The organism is Streptomyces cinnabarinus (assembly GCF_027270315.1).
GTDB lineage: Bacteria > Actinomycetota > Actinomycetes > Streptomycetales > Streptomycetaceae > Streptomyces > Streptomyces cinnabarinus.
The window spans coordinates 4,905,122-4,924,511 of record NZ_CP114413.1 but is presented as its reverse complement, the minus strand read 5'-3'; the positions used below and the strand labels follow the sequence as shown (position 1 = coordinate 4,924,511).

At 68.9% G+C, this 19,390-nt stretch carries 16 protein-coding genes and 1 tRNA gene; 7 read left to right on the top strand and 10 right to left on the bottom strand.

Annotation, left to right across the window (positions count from 1 at the left end):
* Nucleotides 1-62 precede the first annotated feature (62 nt).
* Nucleotides 63-746, bottom strand: coding sequence for an NUDIX hydrolase (locus tag STRCI_RS22250; RefSeq protein ID WP_269660714.1), 684 nt, complete (start codon nt 744-746; stop codon nt 63-65).
* Entirely contained in the window at nt 743-1,591 is an 849-nt protein-coding gene (gene nth, locus STRCI_RS22245) for an endonuclease III (protein ID WP_269660713.1), read from the bottom strand. Before nth ends, STRCI_RS22250 begins: the two co-directional genes overlap by 4 nt.
* A gap of 276 nt (nt 1,592-1,867) precedes the next feature.
* Between nth and STRCI_RS22240 the strand changes: the two genes are divergently transcribed.
* Entirely contained in the window at nt 1,868-2,542 is a 675-nt protein-coding gene (locus STRCI_RS22240; RefSeq protein WP_015658871.1) for a Crp/Fnr family transcriptional regulator, read from the top strand.
* Between the two features lie 136 nt (nt 2,543-2,678).
* Here STRCI_RS22240 and STRCI_RS22235 read toward each other — a convergent pair whose 3' ends face one another.
* From STRCI_RS22235 to STRCI_RS22220, 4 genes are all read right to left on the bottom strand, one after another.
* The gene (locus tag STRCI_RS22235; protein ID WP_269660711.1) at nt 2,679-3,509 is read right to left on the bottom strand and encodes an MBL fold metallo-hydrolase; all 831 of its coding nucleotides are present in this window, start codon (nt 3,507-3,509) and stop codon (nt 2,679-2,681) included.
* On the bottom strand, nt 3,506-4,384 hold the full coding sequence (locus tag STRCI_RS22230; RefSeq protein ID WP_269660710.1) for an NUDIX hydrolase: 879 nt from the start codon (nt 4,382-4,384) through the stop codon (nt 3,506-3,508). The genes STRCI_RS22235 and STRCI_RS22230 overlap by 4 nt, the downstream gene beginning before the upstream one ends.
* A 113-nt stretch (nt 4,385-4,497) precedes the next feature.
* On the bottom strand, nt 4,498-4,965 hold the full coding sequence (locus tag STRCI_RS22225) for a RidA family protein (RefSeq protein WP_269660709.1): 468 nt from the start codon (nt 4,963-4,965) through the stop codon (nt 4,498-4,500).
* Nucleotides 4,962-5,123: a Sp36 family protein gene (locus STRCI_RS22220; protein WP_003975360.1), complete on the bottom strand. Its 162-nt coding sequence runs from the start codon at nt 5,121-5,123 to the stop codon at nt 4,962-4,964. Before STRCI_RS22220 ends, STRCI_RS22225 begins: the two co-directional genes overlap by 4 nt.
* Nucleotides 5,124-5,240: 117 nt before the next feature.
* On the opposite strand from STRCI_RS22220, the gene bagA reads away from it, so the two are divergent.
* The gene (gene bagA, locus STRCI_RS22215; protein ID WP_269660708.1) at nt 5,241-6,218 is read left to right on the top strand and encodes an ATPase BagA; all 978 of its coding nucleotides are present in this window, start codon (nt 5,241-5,243) and stop codon (nt 6,216-6,218) included.
* On the top strand, nt 6,215-7,600 hold the full coding sequence (gene bagB, locus STRCI_RS22210; RefSeq protein WP_269660707.1) for an ATPase BagB: 1,386 nt from the start codon (nt 6,215-6,217) through the stop codon (nt 7,598-7,600). The genes bagA and bagB overlap by 4 nt, the downstream gene beginning before the upstream one ends.
* A gap of 36 nt (nt 7,601-7,636) precedes the next feature.
* Here the strand turns inward: bagB and wblA are convergent, their stop codons facing one another.
* A complete protein-coding gene (wblA, locus tag STRCI_RS22205; RefSeq protein WP_269664615.1) occupies nt 7,637-7,975 on the bottom strand; it encodes a transcriptional regulator WblA in 339 nt (112 codons plus the stop codon).
* A 407-nt stretch (nt 7,976-8,382) separates the two neighbouring features.
* On the opposite strand from wblA, the gene STRCI_RS22200 reads away from it, so the two are divergent.
* Nucleotides 8,383-10,662 (top strand): transglycosylase domain-containing protein, encoded by a 2,280-nt coding sequence (locus STRCI_RS22200; RefSeq protein ID WP_269660706.1) that lies wholly within the window; start codon nt 8,383-8,385, stop codon nt 10,660-10,662.
* A 105-nt stretch (nt 10,663-10,767) separates the two neighbouring features.
* Here STRCI_RS22200 and STRCI_RS22195 read toward each other — a convergent pair whose 3' ends face one another.
* Nucleotides 10,768-11,232 (bottom strand): GatB/YqeY domain-containing protein, encoded by a 465-nt coding sequence (locus STRCI_RS22195; protein ID WP_269660705.1) that lies wholly within the window; start codon nt 11,230-11,232, stop codon nt 10,768-10,770.
* Between the two features lie 108 nt (nt 11,233-11,340).
* On the opposite strand from STRCI_RS22195, the gene STRCI_RS22190 reads away from it, so the two are divergent.
* From STRCI_RS22190 to STRCI_RS22180, 3 genes are all read left to right on the top strand, one after another.
* Nucleotides 11,341-12,267 carry a metallophosphoesterase gene (locus STRCI_RS22190; protein ID WP_269660704.1) on the top strand — a complete coding sequence of 309 codons (927 nt, stop codon included), beginning with the start codon at nt 11,341-11,343 and terminating at the stop codon, nt 12,265-12,267.
* 249 nt (nt 12,268-12,516) lie between these two features.
* Complete coding sequence (locus STRCI_RS22185; protein ID WP_269660703.1) at nt 12,517-13,314, top strand: Pr6Pr family membrane protein; 798 nt, start codon at nt 12,517-12,519, stop codon at nt 13,312-13,314.
* A gap of 34 nt (nt 13,315-13,348) precedes the next feature.
* A tRNA-Pro gene (locus STRCI_RS22180) sits at nt 13,349-13,422 on the top strand.
* A gap of 142 nt (nt 13,423-13,564) precedes the next feature.
* On the opposite strand, the gene STRCI_RS22175 is transcribed toward STRCI_RS22180, so the two are convergent.
* Together STRCI_RS22175 and STRCI_RS22170 are read right to left on the bottom strand one after the other, a co-directional pair.
* Nucleotides 13,565-16,870, bottom strand: a complete 3,306-nt coding sequence (locus STRCI_RS22175; protein ID WP_269660702.1) for a type ISP restriction/modification enzyme — start codon at nt 16,868-16,870, stop codon at nt 13,565-13,567.
* A 140-nt stretch (nt 16,871-17,010) separates the two neighbouring features.
* Nucleotides 17,011-19,113, bottom strand: a complete 2,103-nt coding sequence (locus tag STRCI_RS22170) for a nuclease-related domain-containing DEAD/DEAH box helicase (protein ID WP_269660701.1) — start codon at nt 19,111-19,113, stop codon at nt 17,011-17,013.
* Between the last annotated feature and the right edge of the window lie 277 nt (nt 19,114-19,390).

The window sequence follows — 19,390 nt, the reverse complement described above, 5'->3', positions numbered from 1 at the left end:
GCTTCAAGCCTCGCCTCGTCACTTCACGGCCCCCCGATTCACACAGCACGGCGACCAGCCTGTCATGACCGCCAGTCCAGCGGGACCTGCTTCTCCCGGTCCCAGGGCCGCTCCCAGCCCGCGAAGTGCAGCAACCGGTCGATGATCCCCGCGGTGAAACCCCAGACCAGAGCCGATTCGACCAGGAATGCCGGACCTCGGTGGCCGCTGGGGTGGACGGCGGTGGCGCGGTGAGCGGGGTCCGTGAGATCCGCCACGGGCACGGTGAAGACCCGGGCCGTCTCGTTCGGGTCGACGACGCCGACCGGGCTCGGCTCGCGCCACCAGCCGAGGACGGGGGTGACCACGAACTCGCTGACCGGGATGTACAGCCGGGGCAGGACCCCGAAGAGCTGCACGCCCGTCGGGTCGAGGCCGGTCTCCTCCTCGGCCTCGCGGAGAGCGGCCCGCAGCGGTCCGTCGGCCTTCGGGTCGCCGTCCTCGGGGTCGAGGGCGCCGCCGGGGAAGGAGGGCTGGCCCGCGTGCGAGCGCAGGGAGCTGGCACGCTCCATCAGGAGCAGCTCAGGACCGCGTTCTCCGTCGCCGAACAGGACGAGTACGGCGGATTGCCGGCCGGCGCCGTTCTTCGGGGGCAGGAAGCGGCTCAGCTGTATGGGCTCGACGGTTTCCACGGCGTGGACGACGGGGGTCAGCCAGGAGGGCAGCCCGTCCTTGCTCAGCGCCACCATGTCGCTTGCGTTGGTCATCCGGCGGCTCCCAGCGGCGGTGCCGCCTTCCCGCCCGCGTCCAAGTAGGCCTGCGGGGGGTTCAGGCGCTGCCCGGGGAAGCCGCCCTTCTCGTACTTGAGGAGCTTCTTCGCCTTCTCGGGGTCCGTCTCGCCCTCGCCGTACGCCGGGCAGAGCGGGGCGATGGGGCAGGCGCCGCAGGCCGGTTTGCGGGCGTGGCAGATGCGGCGGCCGTGCCAGATCACGTGATGCGAGAGGTCGGTCCAGTCGCTCTTGGGGAACAGTGCCCCGATCTCGGCCTCGATCTTGTCGGGGTCGGTCTGCTCGGTCCACCGCCAGCGCCGCACCAGCCGCTGGAAGTGCGTGTCCACGGTGATGCCGGGCCGCCCGAAGGCGTTGCCGAGCACGACGAAGGCGGTCTTGCGGCCGACGCCGGGCAGTTTCACGAGGTCTTCGAGGCGTCCTGGCACCTCGCCGCCGAAGTCCTCGCTCAGGGCCTTGGACAGGCCTATGACCGACCTGGTCTTGGCCCGGAAGAACCCGCACGGGCGCAGGATCTCCTCGACCTCCTCCGGGTTGGCGGCGGCCAGGTCCTCGGGGGTGGGGTACTTCGCGAAGAGCGCGGGGGTCGTCTGGTTGACGCGGAGGTCGGTGGTCTGGGCGGACAGGACCGTGGCGACCAGGAGCTGGAAGGGGTTGTCGAAGTCCAGTTCGGGGTGGGCGTACGGGAAGACCTCGGCGAGCTCGCGGTTGATCCGGCGGGCCCGGCGGACCAGGGCCGTACGGGACTCGGGCTTCGGCGGCTTGACGGCACGCTTCGCCGCTTTTGCCGGTTTCTTTCCGCCACCGGGGTTCTGTTCGCCCACAGCGGAATCACGACGTACAACCACCCGCCCAGCCCCCTTGGCCTGTGCTCTCACCGGCGATTTGGACACCCGGCCAGCCTAAAGCCAGGCACTGACATCCGCCCCGAGCCCTGAAGATCAGCCCCCAATTGGACCCCTGCCGCTTAACTCGGGACACGTGTGCGGCATCCTTGTGACAGATCACACTGTTTGGACGGTCCGGCAAAATGGGGAGCACGGTCCCCTGGTACCAAGGGGGAGCAAGATCCCCTGAGCAGGTCGACAAGGAGAGAACTCGTGGACGACGTTCTGCGGCGCAACCCGCTCTTCGCGGCGCTCGATGACGAGCAGTCCGCGGAGCTCCGCGCCTCCATGAGTGAGGTGACCCTCGCGCGCGGTGACTCCCTGTTCCACGAGGGCGACCCCGGTGACCGGCTCTATGTCGTCACCGAGGGCAAGGTCAAGCTGCACCGCACCTCCCCCGACGGCCGCGAGAACATGCTCGCCGTCGTCGGCCCCGGTGAGCTGATCGGCGAGCTGTCGCTGTTCGACCCGGGCCCGCGTACGGCGACCGCCACCGCGCTGACCGAGGTCAAGCTGCTGGGCCTCGGCCACGGCGACCTCCAGCCCTGGCTGAACGCCCGCCCCGAGGTGGCCACCGCGCTGCTGCGCGCCGTCGCCCGCCGGCTGCGCCGCACCAACGACGCCATGTCCGACCTGGTCTTCTCGGACGTCCCCGGCCGTGTCGCCCGCGCGCTGCTGGACCTCTCGCGCCGCTTCGGCGTGCAGTCCGAGGAGGGCATCCACGTCGTCCACGACCTCACGCAGGAGGAGCTGGCCCAGCTGGTCGGCGCGTCCCGCGAGACGGTCAACAAGGCCCTCGCCGACTTCGCCCAGCGCGGCTGGCTCCGCCTGGAGGCCCGCGCGGTGATCCTGCTGGACGTGGAGCGCCTCGCCAAGCGGTCCCGCTGACGCTCGGTCTTCGCCGGGTACGGCTGTTTCGGGGCCCGTCTCCTCGTGAGGCGGGCCCCGTTCGCGTGACCGGCCCCTGGGGGCCGCGCGCCGAGGAGTGCGCGCGCGTGCACGGAGTGAAGGCGCCGCGTCCCGGCTAGATCAGCCCGTGCTCGCTCAGGTACTCCAGCTGTGCCCGCACCGACAGCTCCGCGGCCGGCCACAGTGAGCGGTCCACGTCCGCGTACACGTGCGCCACGACCTCTGCGGGCGTCCGGTGGCCGTCCTCGACCGCCGTCTCGATCTGGGCGAGGCGGTGGGCGCGGTGGGCGAGGTAGAACTCGACCGCGCCCTGGGCGTCGTCGAGGACCGGCCCGTGCCCGGGAAGGACCGTGTGGACGCCGTCGTCGACGGTGAGCGAGCGCAGCCGCCGCAGCGAGTCGAGATAGTCGCCGAGACGGCCGTCAGGATGCGCCACGACGGTCGTTCCGCGCCCCAGGACGGTGTCGCCGGTCAGGACGGCCCGGTCGGCCGGGAGATGGAAGCACAGCGAGTCGGCGGTGTGCCCCGGCGTGGGCACGACCAGCAGTTCCAGGCCGCCCACCCGCACCACGTCCCCGGCGCCCAGGCCCTCGTCGCCGAGGCGCAGGGCCGGGTCCAGGGCGCGCACCTTGGTGCCGGTGAGGCCGGCGAAGCGGGCGGCGCCCTCGGCGTGGTCGGGGTGGCCGTGCGTCAGCAGGGTGAGGGCGACGCGCTTGCCGGCCTGCGCGGCGGTGTCGACGACGTGCCGCAGGTGCCCGTCGTCCAGCGGACCGGGGTCGACCACGACGGCGAGCTCGGAGTCCGGCTCGGACAGGATCCAGGTGTTGGTGCCGTCCAGGGTCATCGCGGAGGCGTTGGGCGCGAGGACGTTCACGGCCCGCGCGGTGGCGGGGCCCGAGAGAACCCCGCCCCGCGGCTGCCCGGGAAGAGTGCTGGCGTCCGTCATGCGGGGGCTCCACCGGTCGGCGTGGTCGGGATGTGCTTGGTGAACTCGTCGTGCCCCGGCCAGGACAGCACGATCTCGCCGCCCTCCAGACGCGCCCGCGCGATGACCGGCGTCATGTCCCGCGCGGGGGCGGCGGAGAGCGCCTCGGCGGGGGTGCCGTACGGGATCAACTGGCGCAGGGTGGCGATGGTGGGCGGCATCATCAGCAGCTCGCCCTTGTCGTACGACGTGGCCGCCTCGCCGGGTGCGGTCCACACCGTGCGGTCGGCCTCCGTGGACGCGTTGCGCGTGCGCTGGCCCTCGGGGAGGGCGGCGACGAAGAACCAGGTGTCGTAGCGGCGGGCCTCGAACTCCGGGGTGATCCAGCGCGTCCAGGCGCCGAGCAGGTCGGAGCGCAGGACGAGCCCGCGGCGGTCGAGGAACTCGGCGAAGGAGAGGTCCCGGGCGACCAGGGCGGCGCGGTCGGCCTCCCATTCGGCGCCGGTGGTGTCACCGACCACGGACTCGGGGGTCGGACCGGCGAGCAGGACACCCGCCTCCTCGTACGTCTCCCGCACGGCGGCGCAGACGATCGCCTGGGCGCCGGTCTCGTCGACCCCGAGCCGCTCGGCCCACCACGCGCGCGTGGGCCCGGCCCAGCGGACGTGAAGATCGTCGTCCCGGGGGTCCACGCCGCCGCCGGGATAGGCGTACGCCCCGCCCGCGAAGGCCATGGAGGCGCGTCTGCGCAGCATGTGGACGGCCGTCCCGCCGCCGGTGTCCTTGAGCAGCATGACCGTGGCGGCACGCTTGGGGGACACCGGCGTGAGGGTCCCTTCCGCAAGCGCACGAATGCGGTCGGGCCACTCCGGGGGATACCACTGACCGTTCGCCATGTGCGGAGGCTATCTCGGTGCGCGCGGATGTTCGAGGGGTGCCCGGTGCAGGTGAGGGCGCCGCGGGACGGTCCCGCGCGTTCCGCCGCGCCCACCCGCGCGGGCGCCGGGCGTCAGGCCCCGACCAGCTCCACCTGGACCTCGACCTCGACCGGGGCGTCCAGCGGCAGCACCGTGACCCCCACCGCGCTCCGCGCGTGGACGCCCTTGTCGCCCAGGACCTGGCCCAGCAGCTCGCTCGCGCCGTTGATCACGCCCGGCTGGCCGGTGAAGTCGGACGCGGAGGCCACGAAGCCCACGACCTTCACCACGCGCGCGATCCGGTCCAGGTCGCCCGCGACCGACTTGACCGCGGCGAGGGCGTTGAGGGCGCAGATACGGGCGAGGTCCTTGGCCTCCTCCGCCGTGACCTCGGCCCCGACCTTGCCGGTGACCGCGAGCTTGCCCTCCACCATGGGAAGCTGACCGGACGTGTACACGTACACGCCGGACTGCACGGCAGGCTGGTACGCGGCCAGCGGCGCCGCCACGGCGGGCAGCGTCAGCCCCAGTTCGGCCAGCTTGGCCTCGACCGCGCTCACGCCTGCTTCTCCCGCTTCAGGTAGGCCACCAGCTGCTCGGGGTTGTTCGGCCCGGGCACGACCTGGACGAGCTCCCAGCCGTCCTCGCCCCAGGTGTCCAGAATCTGCTTCGTGGCGTGGACGAGCAGCGGCACGGTTGCGTATTCCCACTTGGTCATGCGGCCGACTTTAGCCCCTGCCGTACGGGCGCTCGCGCGCAGCCGTACCGGCGCTCACGCGGACGTTGTCCACAGCCTCCGGCGTGATCCGGCGGCCGACTGGTTAGGCTCGAATACGTGAGCAGGCTTCAGGTCGTCAGCGGCAAGGGCGGGACCGGAAAGACCACGGTCGCCGCCGCGCTCGCGCTCGCCCTCGCCACCGAGGGGAAGCGCGCGCTTCTCGTCGAGGTGGAGGGCAGGCAGGGCATCGCACAGCTCTTCGAGGCGGAGGCGCTCCCGTACGAGGAGCGGAAGATCGCCGTCGCGCCGGGGGGCGGGGAGGTGTACGCGCTGGCCATCGACCCCGAACTGGCCCTGCTGGACTACCTCCAGATGTTCTACAAGATGGGCGGTGCGGGCCGGGCCCTGAAAAAGCTCGGCGCCATCGACTTCGCCACCACCGTCGCGCCGGGCCTCAGAGACGTCCTGCTGACCGGCAAGGCGTGCGAGGCCGTACGGCGGAAGGACAAGAGCGGACGGTTCGTGTACGACTACGTCGTCATGGACGCTCCGCCCACCGGCCGCGTCACCCGCTTCCTGAACGTCAACGACGAGGTCGCGGGACTCGCCAGGATCGGCCCGATACACAACCAGGCGCAGGCCGTGATGCGGGTGCTGAAGTCCCGCGAGACGGCCGTGCATCTGGTGACGCTGCTGGAGGAGATGCCGGTCCAGGAGACCGCGGACGGGATCGCCGAACTCCGCGCGGCCCGGCTGCCGGTGGGCCGGGTCATCGTGAACATGGTGCGCCCCCAGGTGTTGGACGCGGCCGGGCTGGAACTCGTACGGGCCACACCGCGTACGGCCCTCGCGCAGTCCCTGTCGGCGGCCGGCCTCGGTGGCGCGCGGCGCGGCGGGCACGCGGAGCGGCTGGTGGACCCGCTGCTCCAGCAGGCGGAGGAGTACGCCGAGCGGTACGCGCTGGAGCACGAGCAACGGGCCGTCCTGACCGAGTTGGGCCTGCCGCTGCACGAACTGCCGCTGCTCACCGAGGGAATGGACCTGGCAGGGCTGTACGAACTGGCCACCGAGCTGCGAGAGCAGGGAATGACATGAGCCCGGACGCCCACCAGCCGCACGCCCCTCATCACCTCTCCCCCGCGCGGGGGCTCGACGTCGATCCGCTGCTGGACGATCCGCAGACACGGATCATCGTGTGCTGCGGCTCCGGCGGCGTCGGCAAGACGACCACCGCGGCGGCGCTCGGGCTGCGCGCCGCCGAGCGCGGCCGGAAGGTGGTGGTGCTCACCATCGACCCCGCGCGCAGGCTCGCCCAGTCCATGGGCATCGACTCCCTGGACAACACCCCGCGCCGGGTGAAGGGCGTCGAGGGGGCCGGCGAACTGCACGCGATGATGCTCGACATGAAGCGCACCTTCGACGAGATCGTCGAGGCGCACGCGGACCCCGAGCGGGCCGCCGCGATCCTGGGCAACCCCTTCTACCAGTCGCTCTCGGCGGGCTTCGCGGGCACGCAGGAGTACATGGCGATGGAGAAGCTGGGGCAGTTGCGGGCGAGGGACGAGTGGGACCTGATCATCGTCGACACCCCGCCCTCCCGCTCCGCACTGGACTTCCTCGACGCGCCCAAGCGGCTCGGCTCGTTCCTCGACGGCAAGCTGATCCGGGTGCTCCTGGCCCCCGCGAAGGTCGGCGGCCGGGCCGGGATGAAGTTCCTGAACGTCGGGATGTCGATGATGACCGGCGCGCTCGGCAAGCTGCTCGGCGGTCAACTGCTGAAGGACGTCCAGACGTTCGTGGCCGCGATGGACTCGATGTTCGGCGGCTTCCGTACCCGCGCGGACGCGACGTACAAGCTGCTCCAGGCGCCCGGGACGGCGTTCCTGGTGGTCGCGGCGCCGGAGCGGGACGCGCTGCGCGAGGCCGCGTACTTCGTGGAGCGGCTGGCCGCCGAGGACATGCCGCTCGCGGGCCTGGTCCTCAACCGGGTCCACGGCAGCGGCGCCGACCGGCTCTCGGCCGAGCGGGCGCTCGCCGCCGCGGAAAATCTTGAGGAGTCCCGCATTGTCGATCAGGAGGGCGGGAAAGCTGGACTTCGTAACTCTCCCGACACGTACGGCAGTTCAGAATCTCCCGCATCCGAGTCCGCATCAGAGCCCGCACGCGGACCCGCATCCGGGCCCGCAGCCAAGACCGCACCCGAGGCCGCCGAGGAAGGCTCCCCCGCCGCCATGGACCCGGCCCCGGCACACCCGGTCGACCAGCTCACCGCAGGCCTGTTGAGGCTGCACGCGGACCGTATGCAGCTGCTCTCCCGCGAGCAGCGCACGCGTGACCGCTTCACCGCGCTCCACCCCGAGGTGGCGGTGGCCGAAGTGGCCGCGCTGCCCGGCGATGTGCATGACCTGGTGGGCCTGCGGGACATCGGAAACCGCCTGGCGACCGGCCGCCCGGAGCTGCCCACTCCCGGGGCCTGAGCCGTCCGACGGATACCCCCTGCCGGCGGGGAGCTTTCAGCTCACCGCCGCGTAGTTCTCGTACACCTCATCGTCGTCGAGGGGCAGCAGGCCCGCCCCGCGCTCGTACTCGGTACGAGCCGTCTCCAGCAGCCGACGCCATGAGGTGACGGTGGGCCGCCTGCGCAGCAGTGCGCGGCGCTCCCGCTCGGTCATTCCTCCCCATACGCCGAACTCGACGCGGTTGTCGAGCGCATCAGCCAGACATTCCGTGCGTACCGGACATCCGGTGCACACCGCCTTGGCCCTGTTCTGCGCTGCTCCCTGAACGAACAGTTCATCCGGATCGGTAGTGCGGCAGGCCGCCTGCGCACTCCAGTCGGTTACCCAGCCCATACCGGCGCCGTCCTCTCCCGAATCGAGGCTCCCCCACGGCGGCAGCGGCATATTCACCGCCGCCAGTTGAGGACGTTACGGAAGGTGGGCACAGCGCAACACCCCCAGCGGGCCCAATCTTGAATGGCCCGAACGGACTATGGGTAAGCGGCAGATCACCCGGGGGAGTGAGCTGGTGACATGCGTGATCATCCCGGCAAAGCGGGACAGTTCAGTTGAGTCACAACGGGCGCCAGGTGACACACAAGGCGGATTCGGACACGCGCCCATCAAAAATGTGATGGCCGACCGGAACGATTCGGGGTCGCCGGACGTATTGATACGTAGCCCTACTGCTGTGACAGTTGAGAGCAGCTTAGGCCAAGGCATATACGCGTGTCCGGCGAATGAGAACGTAGGCTGCCCCCATGCCAAAGAAGCGCTCGGGCGGTGGTCTGTCGCCAACGCAGCAGGCCGCCAAGTTCCTCGGTGTCAGTGTGCTCGCTGGAGCAGTGCTGGCGGGAATCGCGCTGCCCGCGGTAGGTGCGCTGGGGCTGGCCGCCAAGGGCTCGGTCGAGAGTTTCGACGAGCTCCCCGCCAACCTCAAGACGCCACCGCTCTCGCAGCGCACCACGATCCTCGACGCCGAGGGCGGCACGATCGCCACGGTCTACTCACGCGACCGCACGGTGGTGGACCTCAAGGACATCTCGCCGTACCTGCAGAAGGCGATCGTCGCGATCGAGGACGCCCGCTTCTACGAGCACGGCGCGGTCGACCTGAAGGGCGTCCTGCGCGCGCTGAACAAGAACGCGCAGAGCGGCGGGGTCGCCGAGGGCGCCTCCACGCTCACCCAGCAGTACGTGAAGAACGTCTTCGTGGAGGAGGCCGGCGACGACCCGACGAAGGTCGCCCAGGCCACCCAGCAGACCCTCGGCCGCAAGATCCGCGAACTGAAGTACGCGATCCAGGTCGAGGAGGAGCTGGGCAAGAAGAAGATCCTCGAGAACTACCTGAACATCACGTTCTTCGGCCAGCAGGCGTACGGCGTCGAGGCCGCGGCCCAGCGCTACTTCTCCAAGTCCGCGAAGAACCTGAAGGTCCAGGAGGCCGCGCTCCTCGCCGGTATCGTCCAGTCGCCCTCGCGCTACGACCCCGTCAACGACGAGGCCGAGGCCACCAAGCGGCGCAACACCGTGCTCGACCGCATGGCCGACGTCGGCGACATCTCCCAGGCGGAGGCCGCCGAGGCCAAGAAGAAGCCGCTGGGCCTGAAGGTCAGCAAGCCCAAGAACGGCTGCATCACCGCCGTGAAGGGCTCGGGCTTCTTCTGCGACTACGTCCGCGCGGCCTTCCTGAGCGACCCGGTCTTCGGCAAGTCCAAGGAGGCCCGGGCCAAGATCTGGAACCAGGGCGGTCTGACCATCAAGACCACCCTCGACCCGCAGGCCCAGGAGTCGGTCCAGCAGTCGGTCAAGGACCACGTCAACAAGAGCGACGACGTGGCGACCGCCGCGACCATCGTGGAGCCCGGCACCGGCAAGATCCTGGCCATGGGCCAGTCCCGCCCGTACGGCTTCGGCAAGAACGAGACCCAGATCAACCTCTCGGTCGACGCGGCGATGGGCGGCGGCGCGGGTTACCAGCCCGGTTCGACGTTCAAGCCGATAGTGGCCGCGGCGGCCCTCGAAGGCGGCATGGCGGCGAACAAGGTCTACGGATCGCCGTACAAGATGGACTACCCGACGCCGGTCGCGACCTGTGACGGCACCTGGGACGAGAAGGGTGTCTCGCTCACCAACGAGAACGAGTCCGAGGTCGGCCCCTACGACATGAAGGAAGCGACCGCGAAGTCGGTCAACACCTACTTCGTCGAGATGATCAGCGAGATCGGCACCTGCCCGGTCACCGAGATGGCCGCGAAGATGGGCGTCGAGCGCGCGGACGGCGGAAAGATGGGCCAGGGTCCCTCCATCGCCCTGGGCACCCAGGAGATGTCCCCGCTGACCATGGCGAACGGCTACGCCACCTTCGCCTCGCGCGGGATGTACTGCACCCCGATCGCGATCGAGTCGATCAGCCAGCGGGTCGGCGGCAAGTCCAAGTCGCTGGAGGTCCCGAAGTCGACCTGCTCGCGTGCGATGTCCGAGCAGACCGCCGACACCGTCAACACCCTGCTGCGGGGCGTGGTCGAGGACGGTACGGGTCAGCAGGCGGGCCTCGGCGGCCGGCCGAGCGCCGGTAAGACCGGTACGACGGACGAGCGGTTCGCCGCCTGGTTCGTGGGCTACACCCCGAACATGGCCGGTGCCGTCTGGGTCGGTGACCCCGCGCACAAGCGGAAGATGCAGAACATCACCATCGGCGGCATCTGGCACGCGAAGGTCTTCGGTGGCCAGGTGCCGGGCCCGATCTGGCGCGACATGATGACCGGCGCGCTGGACGGCCGGGAGGCGCCCGAGTTCAACCTCGTCGACATCCCCCGCGGCGACACCGGCGACCGGGACCGCGACGACGAGGACAACGACAACGGCAACGGCGATGAGAACGGCAACAACGGCAACAACAACGGCGGTCTGATCGGCGGCCTGGTCGACGGCGGCACGAATGGCGGTACGACCGAACCGGACCCGACGTTCTCGATCCCGGAGGACTTCTTCCAGGGCCAGACGAACACCGGCAACGGCAACGGCGGCGGCCGGGGCTGAGCCGCCCACGAGTACGACAGCGGCCCCTTTCCCTCCACGGCCCTGGGACACCAGGGCTCTGCGGAGGGGAAGGGGCCGTACGTCTGTCCGCTTGTGTTCTCGGTCTCAGCCCGCGAGGAGCTTCTTCACGGCGGCGGCGACCCGGCCGCCCTCCGCCTGGCCCGCGACCTTCGGGTTCACGATCTTCATCACGGCGCCCATGGCCCGCGGACCCTCGGCGCCGGCCGCCCTGGCCTCGGCGACGGCCGCGGTGACGATCTGCTCCAGCTCCTCGTCGCTGAGCTGCTGGGGCAGGTACGCGGCGAGCACCTCGCCCTCCGCCTTCTCCCGCTCGGCGGACTCGGGACGGCCGCCCTGCGCGAACGCCTCCGCGGCCTCGCGCCGCTTCTTCGCCTCGCGGGTGATCACCTTCTGCACCTCGTCGTCGGAGAGCTCGCGCTTCTCCTTGCCCGCGACCTCCTCCTTGGTGATCGCGGTGAGCGTCAGCCGGAGCGTCGAGGAGCGGAGCTCGTCGCGCCCCTTGATCGCGGCGTTGAGGTCATCCTGCAGCTTCGACTTGAGCGTGGTCATGAGGCGATTGTCGCAGGTACGTGTGACCGGGCGCCGCTCGATTTCCCGTGGGGGCGCTTGAGGGGCGGCCGGGCACGGGAGTTGGGGCCGGTCTGACACGATGGAGGTATGCGTGCGCGATACGGAGTACCTCTGGGGATCGCGGCGGCTGGTGCCGCCGGACTGCTCTACTCGGCGGGTTTCGAAGCCCGCTCCTTCCGCCTGCGGAGGGTGACGGTCCCCGTCCTCCCCCGCGGCATGCGTCCACTGCGCGTACTGCAGATCTCCGACATCCACATGGTGAGCGGACAGCGCAAGAAGCAGCGCTGGCTGCGCTCGCTGGCGGGCCTGCGCCCCGACTTCGTGATCAACACGGGCGACAACCTCTCGGACACCGAGGGCGTGCCGGAGGTCCTGGACGCGCTGGGTCCGCTGATGGAGTTCCCGGGCGCGTACGTCTTCGGCTCGAACGACTACTACGGCCCCAAGCTGCGCAACCCGGCCCGCTATCTGCTGGAGAAGGCCCAGGGTCGCTACGGCCTGAACGGCAACCCGCCGGCGGTCGGCGTGGTCCACAACCCCTGGGAGAACCTGCGGGACGGCTTCGACACGGCGGGCTGGCTGAACCTCACGAACACGCGGGGCACGCTGAAGGTCGACGGGATGTCGGTCGAGCTGACGGGCCTGGACGACCCGCACATCAAGCGGGACCGGTACGCCGAGGTGGCGGGTGGCCCCTCCGGTACGGCGGACTTCTCGATGGGCGTGGTGCACGCGCCGTATCTCCGCGTCCTGGACGACTTCGCGGCGGACGGCTACCCGCTGATCCTGGCCGGCCACACCCACGGCGGCCAGCTCTGCATCCCCTTCTACGGCGCCCTGGTCACCAACTGCGACCTGGACACGGAGCGGGTGAAGGGGCTGTCGACCCACACGGCGGCGGCCCGGACGGCATACCTCCACGTCTCGGCGGGCTGCGGCACGAACCGGTACACGCCGGTGCGGTTCGCGTGTCCGCCGGAGGTGACGCTGTTGACGCTGGTGGAGAAGGTGTGACGCCGGGGGAAAGGGGTCACGCCGGGGGACGGCTGCTGCGCTGGTAGGCGGGTGTGACGCCGGGGGAAAGGGGTCACGCCGGGGGACGGGTGTTGCGCTGGTAGGCGGGTGTGACGCCGGGGGACGGTGCTGCGCCGGTGGAGGGGTGACGCCGGCGGAAAAGGCGTGACGGGGTGGAGCCGGAGAGTGAGCCGCCCGAATAGCCCGCCCGGATAGCCCCTTTTATCCACCCTGCTTAGCGTGAGGGGCATGACCGCCCCCATACCCAGGGACATCCCGGATCTGCCCGCCGTGCCCGGCGTGCCCGGGCTGCTGCCCGCGCCCGTTCCCGCCACGGCGGTGGTGGATCCCGTACGCCGCCGTCTGGCCGCCGTGTTCCGCCTGCTGATCGCCCTGGCGGCGGCCGGGGCGGTGACGATCGAACTCGTCCTCAGCAGCCCCGCGCGGGTACTCAGCTACTTCACGGTCCAGAGCAACATCCTGCTGGCGCTGGTCATGCTGTTCGCGGCTCGCAGGGCGTGGTCGGCCCGCAGGCCCCTGCCGTCGGCACTGACGGGCGCGGCCCTGTTGTACGTGGCGATCACGGGCCTGGTGTACCACCTGCTGCTGGCGAACGCGGCGAGCCCGTTCTCGATGACGGGAGAGGCCGTACCGCCGACGGGCTGGCACGCGGTGGCGAACCACGTCCTGCACACGGTCACCCCGATCGCGGCGGCCCTGGACTGGCTCCTGCTGACGGCACCGGGCGCCCTGCACCTGCGCCAGGCGGCGGGCTGGCTCCTGTACCCCCTGGCCTACCTGGCCTTCTGCCTCACCCGAGCGGAACTGCTGGCACCCGGCGGGCCGGCCCGCTACCTCTACCCCTTCCTGGACGTGGACGCGCACGGCTACAAGTCCGTCCTGGCCAACGCCCTCCTCCTCGGCCTCTCCATCTACGCCCTCGCCGTCCTCCTCGTGGCCATCGACCACACCCGCCCCAACCCCGTCCGCCACCGCGCCCACCACCGCGCCAAAACCGGATTTCGTCTCCAGCCACCGGTGGGCTAAAGTAAACGACGTCACCGCGACGAGCGGGGACAATCGGGGTGTAGCGCAGCTTGGCAGCGCGCTTCGTTCGGGACGAAGAGGTCGTGGGTTCAAATCCCGCCACCCCGACAGCCGAAACACCAGTTCAGGGGCCTGATCCGCAGTGCGGGTCGGGTCCCTGAGTGGTTTCTGAGGATCCCTTGGGGGAAGTCCGGGGAAGATCTTTGGACATCACTCAGCAGGTACCGACGGTCAGGCTCGCCGTGGGGCATCACGTCCCCGGCATTGCGTCTCGCCCAGCGGCGGGTGCGACGGGCTTGAGTGCATGCCGTGGCACCGGGAGAACGCCGTCCTCCGCCAGGTCCCTTATGGAGACGAGAGGGCCGGAACAGACGCCTTCCAGCAGTTCCCGCTGAGCCGGTTCCTCCTGGACCAAGAGGCCAAGGATGTTGAGCAGCGTCAGCAACTCGCTTGTCCAGTCGGGGGACCAACGACGGGCCACCACATGGTCGAGTTCCAGGCGACGCTTGCCCGCAGGCTTCTTCCGGCGATAGCCGAACCACTTGTCCAAGACGTTCATGCCGGAGACCTGGTACTCCCTTGTGGACGGCGGCACGGGAGCGATGCATCCCGAACCGATCCACAGCCTCTGCTCGTCCGGCTCATATCGGAGGGCCTGCGGCATTCCTTCCTCTGTATCCGGTATCTCCACAACACAGCGAGGGCGATTGGAGGGCAGTCGCAGCATCTCGCGCGTGCGTCCTTCTGCTCGGTCCGAGAAGCGGTCTCCGTATGTATGCAGCCATAACACGCGGCGGCCTGTTCGAATCGCCCGGTCCCACAGACGAACGTCTCCGGTCAGTGGTATCCGGACGCCGGGGTCCTCGAGGTTGTCGCGGAAGCGCTCCGTGTAGGCGGGATGGGAGACCACCGCGGCGATGTAGGCCAGGAAGTCCTCGGACGTGACCTTCGTGGCGAGCCGTCGTGTGAGCACGTCGAGCAGGAGGGGGGCGATGTTGGGAGATCCGCCCCGCGCATCGCGATAGAGCGGCCGGACACAACCACTACGCCCGTTGAAGTAGTGCATGTCAGGGATCAACGCGCTGAACACGAGGGCCGGTCCGTTAACGACAGGATGAGCGTTCTGCTCCACGGTGAACACCTGTTGATGTCCCCGCACCCGCCAGAGGTCTGGCCGGGCAACCACCATGAGCCGGTGATCCGGCAGGATCAACTGGCGGTCGAAGGAGCGGTACCCAATCTGGACGGGATCGGGCTGCGGTCGCCTCTCCTGTCGTAACGGAGTTGCGTCATAGCCGGTCGTTCCGGCGAGAGGCGTCACTCGGCTGTCGATCGTACGGTCCCTGGACTCTCCGAAGAGTTTTCTGCGCTCGGTCGCGTCGGCGCCCAGGAAAATACGCCATCGCTTGCGGAGCGTCGCCTCGTCCGGTGCGTAGACCCATACGCGGCCGGGAGTCACTCCACGCGAAGACCATGGCATCAGGTCTCTGAGCAGGGGAGCGCTCATCCATGAGTCATCTCCTTCCGGAAGGAAGGGGTCTGTGTCTCCGCTCGCGCAGTCGCGCCACTCAGGGTCGTCGAGGGTCAAGCTGAGCAAACGCCGGGTCTTGTCCTCCCGATGGCCGTGCACTTTCAGATGGTGCACGAGAGCACCGTCCTCACGGTGGTCGTCTCGTCGACGCACGAATACCGCGATGCAGAGCTCTTGGGCGACATCCGGGAAGAGGCGGTTCGCCACGGCAGATCGTTGACCTTCGGGGGAAAGATCGATGACCCAGCCTTCATCTGCCGATTTCCGCAGATAGCGGCGCATGCCAGCGAACGCGCGACTCTTCAGCCAGGCTTTCGGCGTGATGTAAGCAACCACACCGAACGGTGCGTCATCGTGGGCGTCGAAGACCTTCCAGGAACCCCACCGCCAGAAGAAGACGTGCAGGTTCGACAGTTTCGACTCGTACGTGCCGTTGCCCGGCAACCGGAAGTCGTCCAGCGGTGGATCCTCGCCGACGTTCGGATCACCCGTCTCGATCCATTTTCCCGCACCTCGGGTGACCGCATCGTGGGGTGGGTTTCCTATGACCACCATCACGCGCTCGTCCCGCTTGACTTTGTTGGCTTGCCGACGGGATTCCGCGAGCGGGCGATAGGTGTGGGGGATCCAGTTGAACTCGGCCCTCGGGTTGTCGAGCGTGTCAGCTACGAGCAGGCGTAATCCCTGTCTCGGAGCAGCGGATCCGTAGTCCTTCAGCAGTGCGTGCATCCGCAGATCCGCCACGGCGTAAGGGCCGATCTGTCGTTCGAAGCCAATGAGCCGCTGACCAACCATCTGCCGGAGCCGGGGACCCAGCGCGCCGGGCCCTTCTTCCTCGGTGATGGTGTCGGCAGCCCGTCTGAGGATCGACAGCAAGAACGTGCCCGTTCCCATGGCGGGGTCAACGACGACGACTTCCGATGACGCAAACCCGGTCTCGATGCGGAAGGCCCTCTTCAAAATCGCCTCGGTCAGGCGGACCATCGCCTCGACCACACCGTGCGGCGTGTAGTAGGAGCCAGTGCGTACGCGCAGTTCACGGTCGTAGATCTGTAGGAAGTCCTCGTACAGGAGGAGGTAGGAGTCTCCGGAGCCGTCGTCGAGTCGGCTCCAATCGACGACTCCCACCACCCGCAGCAGCGTGTCCAGCGTGGTGGACAGGTCGCCGGTCGCCGACTCTTCAGTGAGGACATCGAGGGCCTTGCCCATCAGCGAGTGCCGCTTGCCCAGTTTCGCGGCTATGGCGTGTACCGACTCGCCCTCGAATGCGATGCCTTCGACCCGGGCCAGCAGAAGGGCGAACACCACTGTCTGGCCGAACTGTTCGACGAACTCGTCATCGGTTGTCTCGGGGAACAGCAGTCGTCGCCACTCTTCGGCGATCTCCGTGAAAACTCGGCGGCGTCTGTCAGCCTTCTCCTGGACCATCGACTCGGCCACCTCGTCGCAGAGCAGACGACACAGGCCGGCGACAGACCGAACCAACTGCATGGTGGTTCGAGGTGGCTTCGGCTGCCAAGTGAGAAAGTCTTGAAGTACCCGGGCAAGAGCACCTCCGTCGGGGGTGAGCCGGGCCCCGGACGTGAGGACTGAGCCCTTCATCCGGGCCATTGGCCCGACGAGTCGGCCACTCCGGTACAGCCCGAACTCGTTCCCGTCGCAGTAAAGAACATTGGGAAGCAGACAGAGCTTCTCCCATTGGGCGGCGCTGTCTCCGGTGAAGAGGGCGGGGTCCGCCCCGCGCCCGGGCCTCTTCAACTCGATGTAGCCGATGAGCGCTCCGTCTACCGACACCGCGTAGTCGGGCCTCGCCCGCAGGTCCACGAGTGGGACCTCACCGGCCAGGGTGATGGTGAACCCCAAACGTGCTCCGACAGCCCGGACCAGGGTCTCCAGCGGGCCACGGAGTTGGTCCTCCTGCCACCCACCGCCCTTTAGCTTCGGGGTGACCTCGGCCCCGAAGGCGGATACGGCCGCCTGCACGGATTCTTCGTAGGTACCTCGTTGATCTGCTCGTGCCGCCATGCCGCCCCCTCGCGGTGAGGGCGGCCATTGGGTTGTGCGAACCTCACGGCCGCACCCTGCACTCGTCAACGCGGGGCCCCATCCCCGGCATCACGCTCTTACCGAATGTAAAGAGCACACAGCAGATTGTGAAGTGGGCATCATGCGAGCGGGATGCGCCGGTTCACACTCCCCAGCCACAGCACGTCACGCGCTCGGGTCATGGCCACGAAGAGCTGGCTGCGAGCCAGATCGTTGCGCTCGCGTTCGGTTTCCGAGACCTCCTCATCGGGTGATGTGGGGGAGCCGCCCAGCAAGGTCGCGTCGTGTTCGGGCAGGTAGACGCGCTTGAACTCCAGGCCCTTGGCCCGGCGGTAGCTACCGAGTTTGACGGCGTCGACGGGGCGGCCGTCGTAGTGCTCCAGCAGGCATACGGAGATGCCCGCCCGTTCGAGGAGCCTCTGGTAGTGGCCGATGGCGCGCATGGACGCGCACAGCACCGCGGTGTCGGCTCTGGCACCGGGCGGCAGGTCACGCAGGGCTTCCAGGAGGGCTTGGTCGTGCTCAACCGATGTCGGCTTCGACACGCGGATCACGTTGCCGTCGTGATACGTGAGATCGACATCTCTGCGGCCTGGGGTCCGGAGCCCGTCGATGTCCTCGAAAGTGTCCTCGGCGACGACCGCGAGCGCGGTGTCGAGGATCTCCTTGCTGTTGCGGTAGTTGGTGCGCAGCACTTGCCCGCGGTCGCCGCGGATGTCGATGCCCGCGTCGGACAGGCGAAAACCGCCGGGGTAGACGGCCTGCTGGCCGTCGCCGACCAGCAGCAGTCCGTTGGGCGTGTCGCCGACGAGCGCGTGCAGGAGCCGTACTCCGACCAAGGTCAGGTCTTGGACCTCGTCGACGATCACTCCCGCATAGCGGTGTTGTGCCGAGTCGCGCCGTGCTTCCACCAGGGCCAGGGAGAGCACGTCGTTGAAGTCGTGCACGCCGCGCTCGATGCGGAGCGCTTCGTACGCCTCGTACAGTGCCCAGACGGCCTGCCGATGTGGACGCCGCAAACTCGCGCGACGGCGACGGCGGGGCACCGTGGCGTACTCCTCGAAGGACGTGATGCCACGACCCTTGATGACGTGGTCGATCTCCTCCTTCCAGTATCCCGGGGCCGGGTCGATCTCGATCAGGCAGCTGTCACGGCCGACGTGCTTCCAGGCGAGGCTGAATGCCGTCTGAGCCTTGTCTCCATGCAACCGGACGGGGACACCGGTTTTGTGCAGGTACTCCTGGGCCCAGGAGTGCAGACTTCGGAAGTCGACCCTGTCGGCCACGGCGGGAGACATAGTCCTGAGAAAGGTCGCCTGCACCCGCGGAAGGTTGTTGGCGAAGGTGACATACAAGAGCCGGCCAGTGGTGCGCTGAGCAAGGTGCGCCGCGCGGTGCAGGCCGACGACGGTCTTGCCAGTGCCTGCTGGGCCGCTGATCCGTGCAGGGCCGGCCCAGTTGCGGCGGACCAGAGCTACCTGATCGGGGTGGAGGAAGGTCATCCACTGTTCGATCGGGGCCTGCAGCGCTTCCTCCAGAGCCGCCTCACGCAGTCCGTCGAGATCGAACAGGCCGTCGGACAGCTCTTCTTGGGGCTGCACCTGAGGCAGGGGCGGTGCTGCCTGCGTGACCGACGATCCCTCGTACTCGGGGAAGACCCGCTCCAGATGGTCGGCGATGGCACGTACGGATTCGGCTCGAAGTCGACTGCGTTCCGACAGCAGGGCCGGCCCGACCTCATGCTCCCCCAGTAGCCGGATCCTGCCCAGCCCGGCATCTATTCGGTGCCCCGCGAAAACCATGACAGGTTGGACGGCGACCGGGGACATTCCCAGGGACTCCACCGCCGACTCGGCCGCCTTCGTCACGGCCAGGAGCTTGGCCGCGTGCTCATCGCGGGGCTCGCCACCGGCGCGGAGCTTCCCCTCCGAAGTCTCTGGCATGGAACGCCAGTTCTTGACGTCGAGAACGAACACACCGCCAGGACCGACCAATAGCATGTCCACGTTGGACGCCCGCGTTCCCGGCCACCTACGGTCTACCAGTAATCGCCACCCGCGCGCCGTCAGAACCAACAGCTGAGCGACGACGCGTCGTTCGCCCTCGCTGGCGGCTTCCCAACGGCGTGCTTGCTGCCGAGCCGTCTGCCACTGCTCCCTGAGTAGCCGCTCCTGCCGCCGCGCCTCCTGCGCCCGCCGCGATGCCGATCCACCAGCCGCCATGCCACGCTCCCTCGTACGCAGAGTAGCGATCTTAAGACGATCAGCAACGAACAGGGCAGGGCGCACGACTGACCAAGTGCGTCCCCACCGAACAACTTCAGCCATGCCTGAGGTCATCGGGCAGATGGCGCAGCCGACGCGCCGTCGACAGACCACCCGTCACGGAGGTCACCCTCGTCGGTGACCTCTCACAGAAGATCTAGGGCGCCGGTGCACCGATGAGTTTTTCGCGTGGTCCAGGTCATCCATGTCGGTAACGCCGTTCGACCGAAGGAGA

Bases quoted from the DNA above. Each gene is read 5' to 3' on its own strand.
- STRCI_RS22250 (WP_269660714.1), bottom strand. From the start codon at position 746: ATGACCAACGCAAGCGACATGGTGGCGCTGAGCAAGGACGGGCTGCCC.
- STRCI_RS22235 (WP_269660711.1), bottom strand. From the start codon at position 3,509: ATGACGGACGCCAGCACTCTTCCCGGGCAGCCGCGGGGCGGGGTTCTC.
- STRCI_RS22230 (WP_269660710.1), bottom strand. From the start codon at position 4,384: ATGGCGAACGGTCAGTGGTATCCCCCGGAGTGGCCCGACCGCATTCGT.
- STRCI_RS22220 (WP_003975360.1), bottom strand. From the start codon at position 5,123: ATGACCAAGTGGGAATACGCAACCGTGCCGCTGCTCGTCCACGCCACG.
- bagB (WP_269660707.1), top strand. From the start codon at position 6,215: ATGAGCCCGGACGCCCACCAGCCGCACGCCCCTCATCACCTCTCCCCC.
- wblA (WP_269664615.1), bottom strand. From the start codon at position 7,975: ATGGGCTGGGTAACCGACTGGAGTGCGCAGGCGGCCTGCCGCACTACC.
- STRCI_RS22200 (WP_269660706.1), top strand. From the start codon at position 8,383: ATGCCAAAGAAGCGCTCGGGCGGTGGTCTGTCGCCAACGCAGCAGGCC.
- STRCI_RS22195 (WP_269660705.1), bottom strand. From the start codon at position 11,232: ATGACCACGCTCAAGTCGAAGCTGCAGGATGACCTCAACGCCGCGATC.
- STRCI_RS22190 (WP_269660704.1), top strand. From the start codon at position 11,341: ATGCGTGCGCGATACGGAGTACCTCTGGGGATCGCGGCGGCTGGTGCC.
- STRCI_RS22185 (WP_269660703.1), top strand. From the start codon at position 12,517: ATGACCGCCCCCATACCCAGGGACATCCCGGATCTGCCCGCCGTGCCC.
- STRCI_RS22175 (WP_269660702.1), bottom strand. From the start codon at position 16,870: ATGGCGGCACGAGCAGATCAACGAGGTACCTACGAAGAATCCGTGCAG.
- STRCI_RS22170 (WP_269660701.1), bottom strand. From the start codon at position 19,113: ATGGCGGCTGGTGGATCGGCATCGCGGCGGGCGCAGGAGGCGCGGCGG.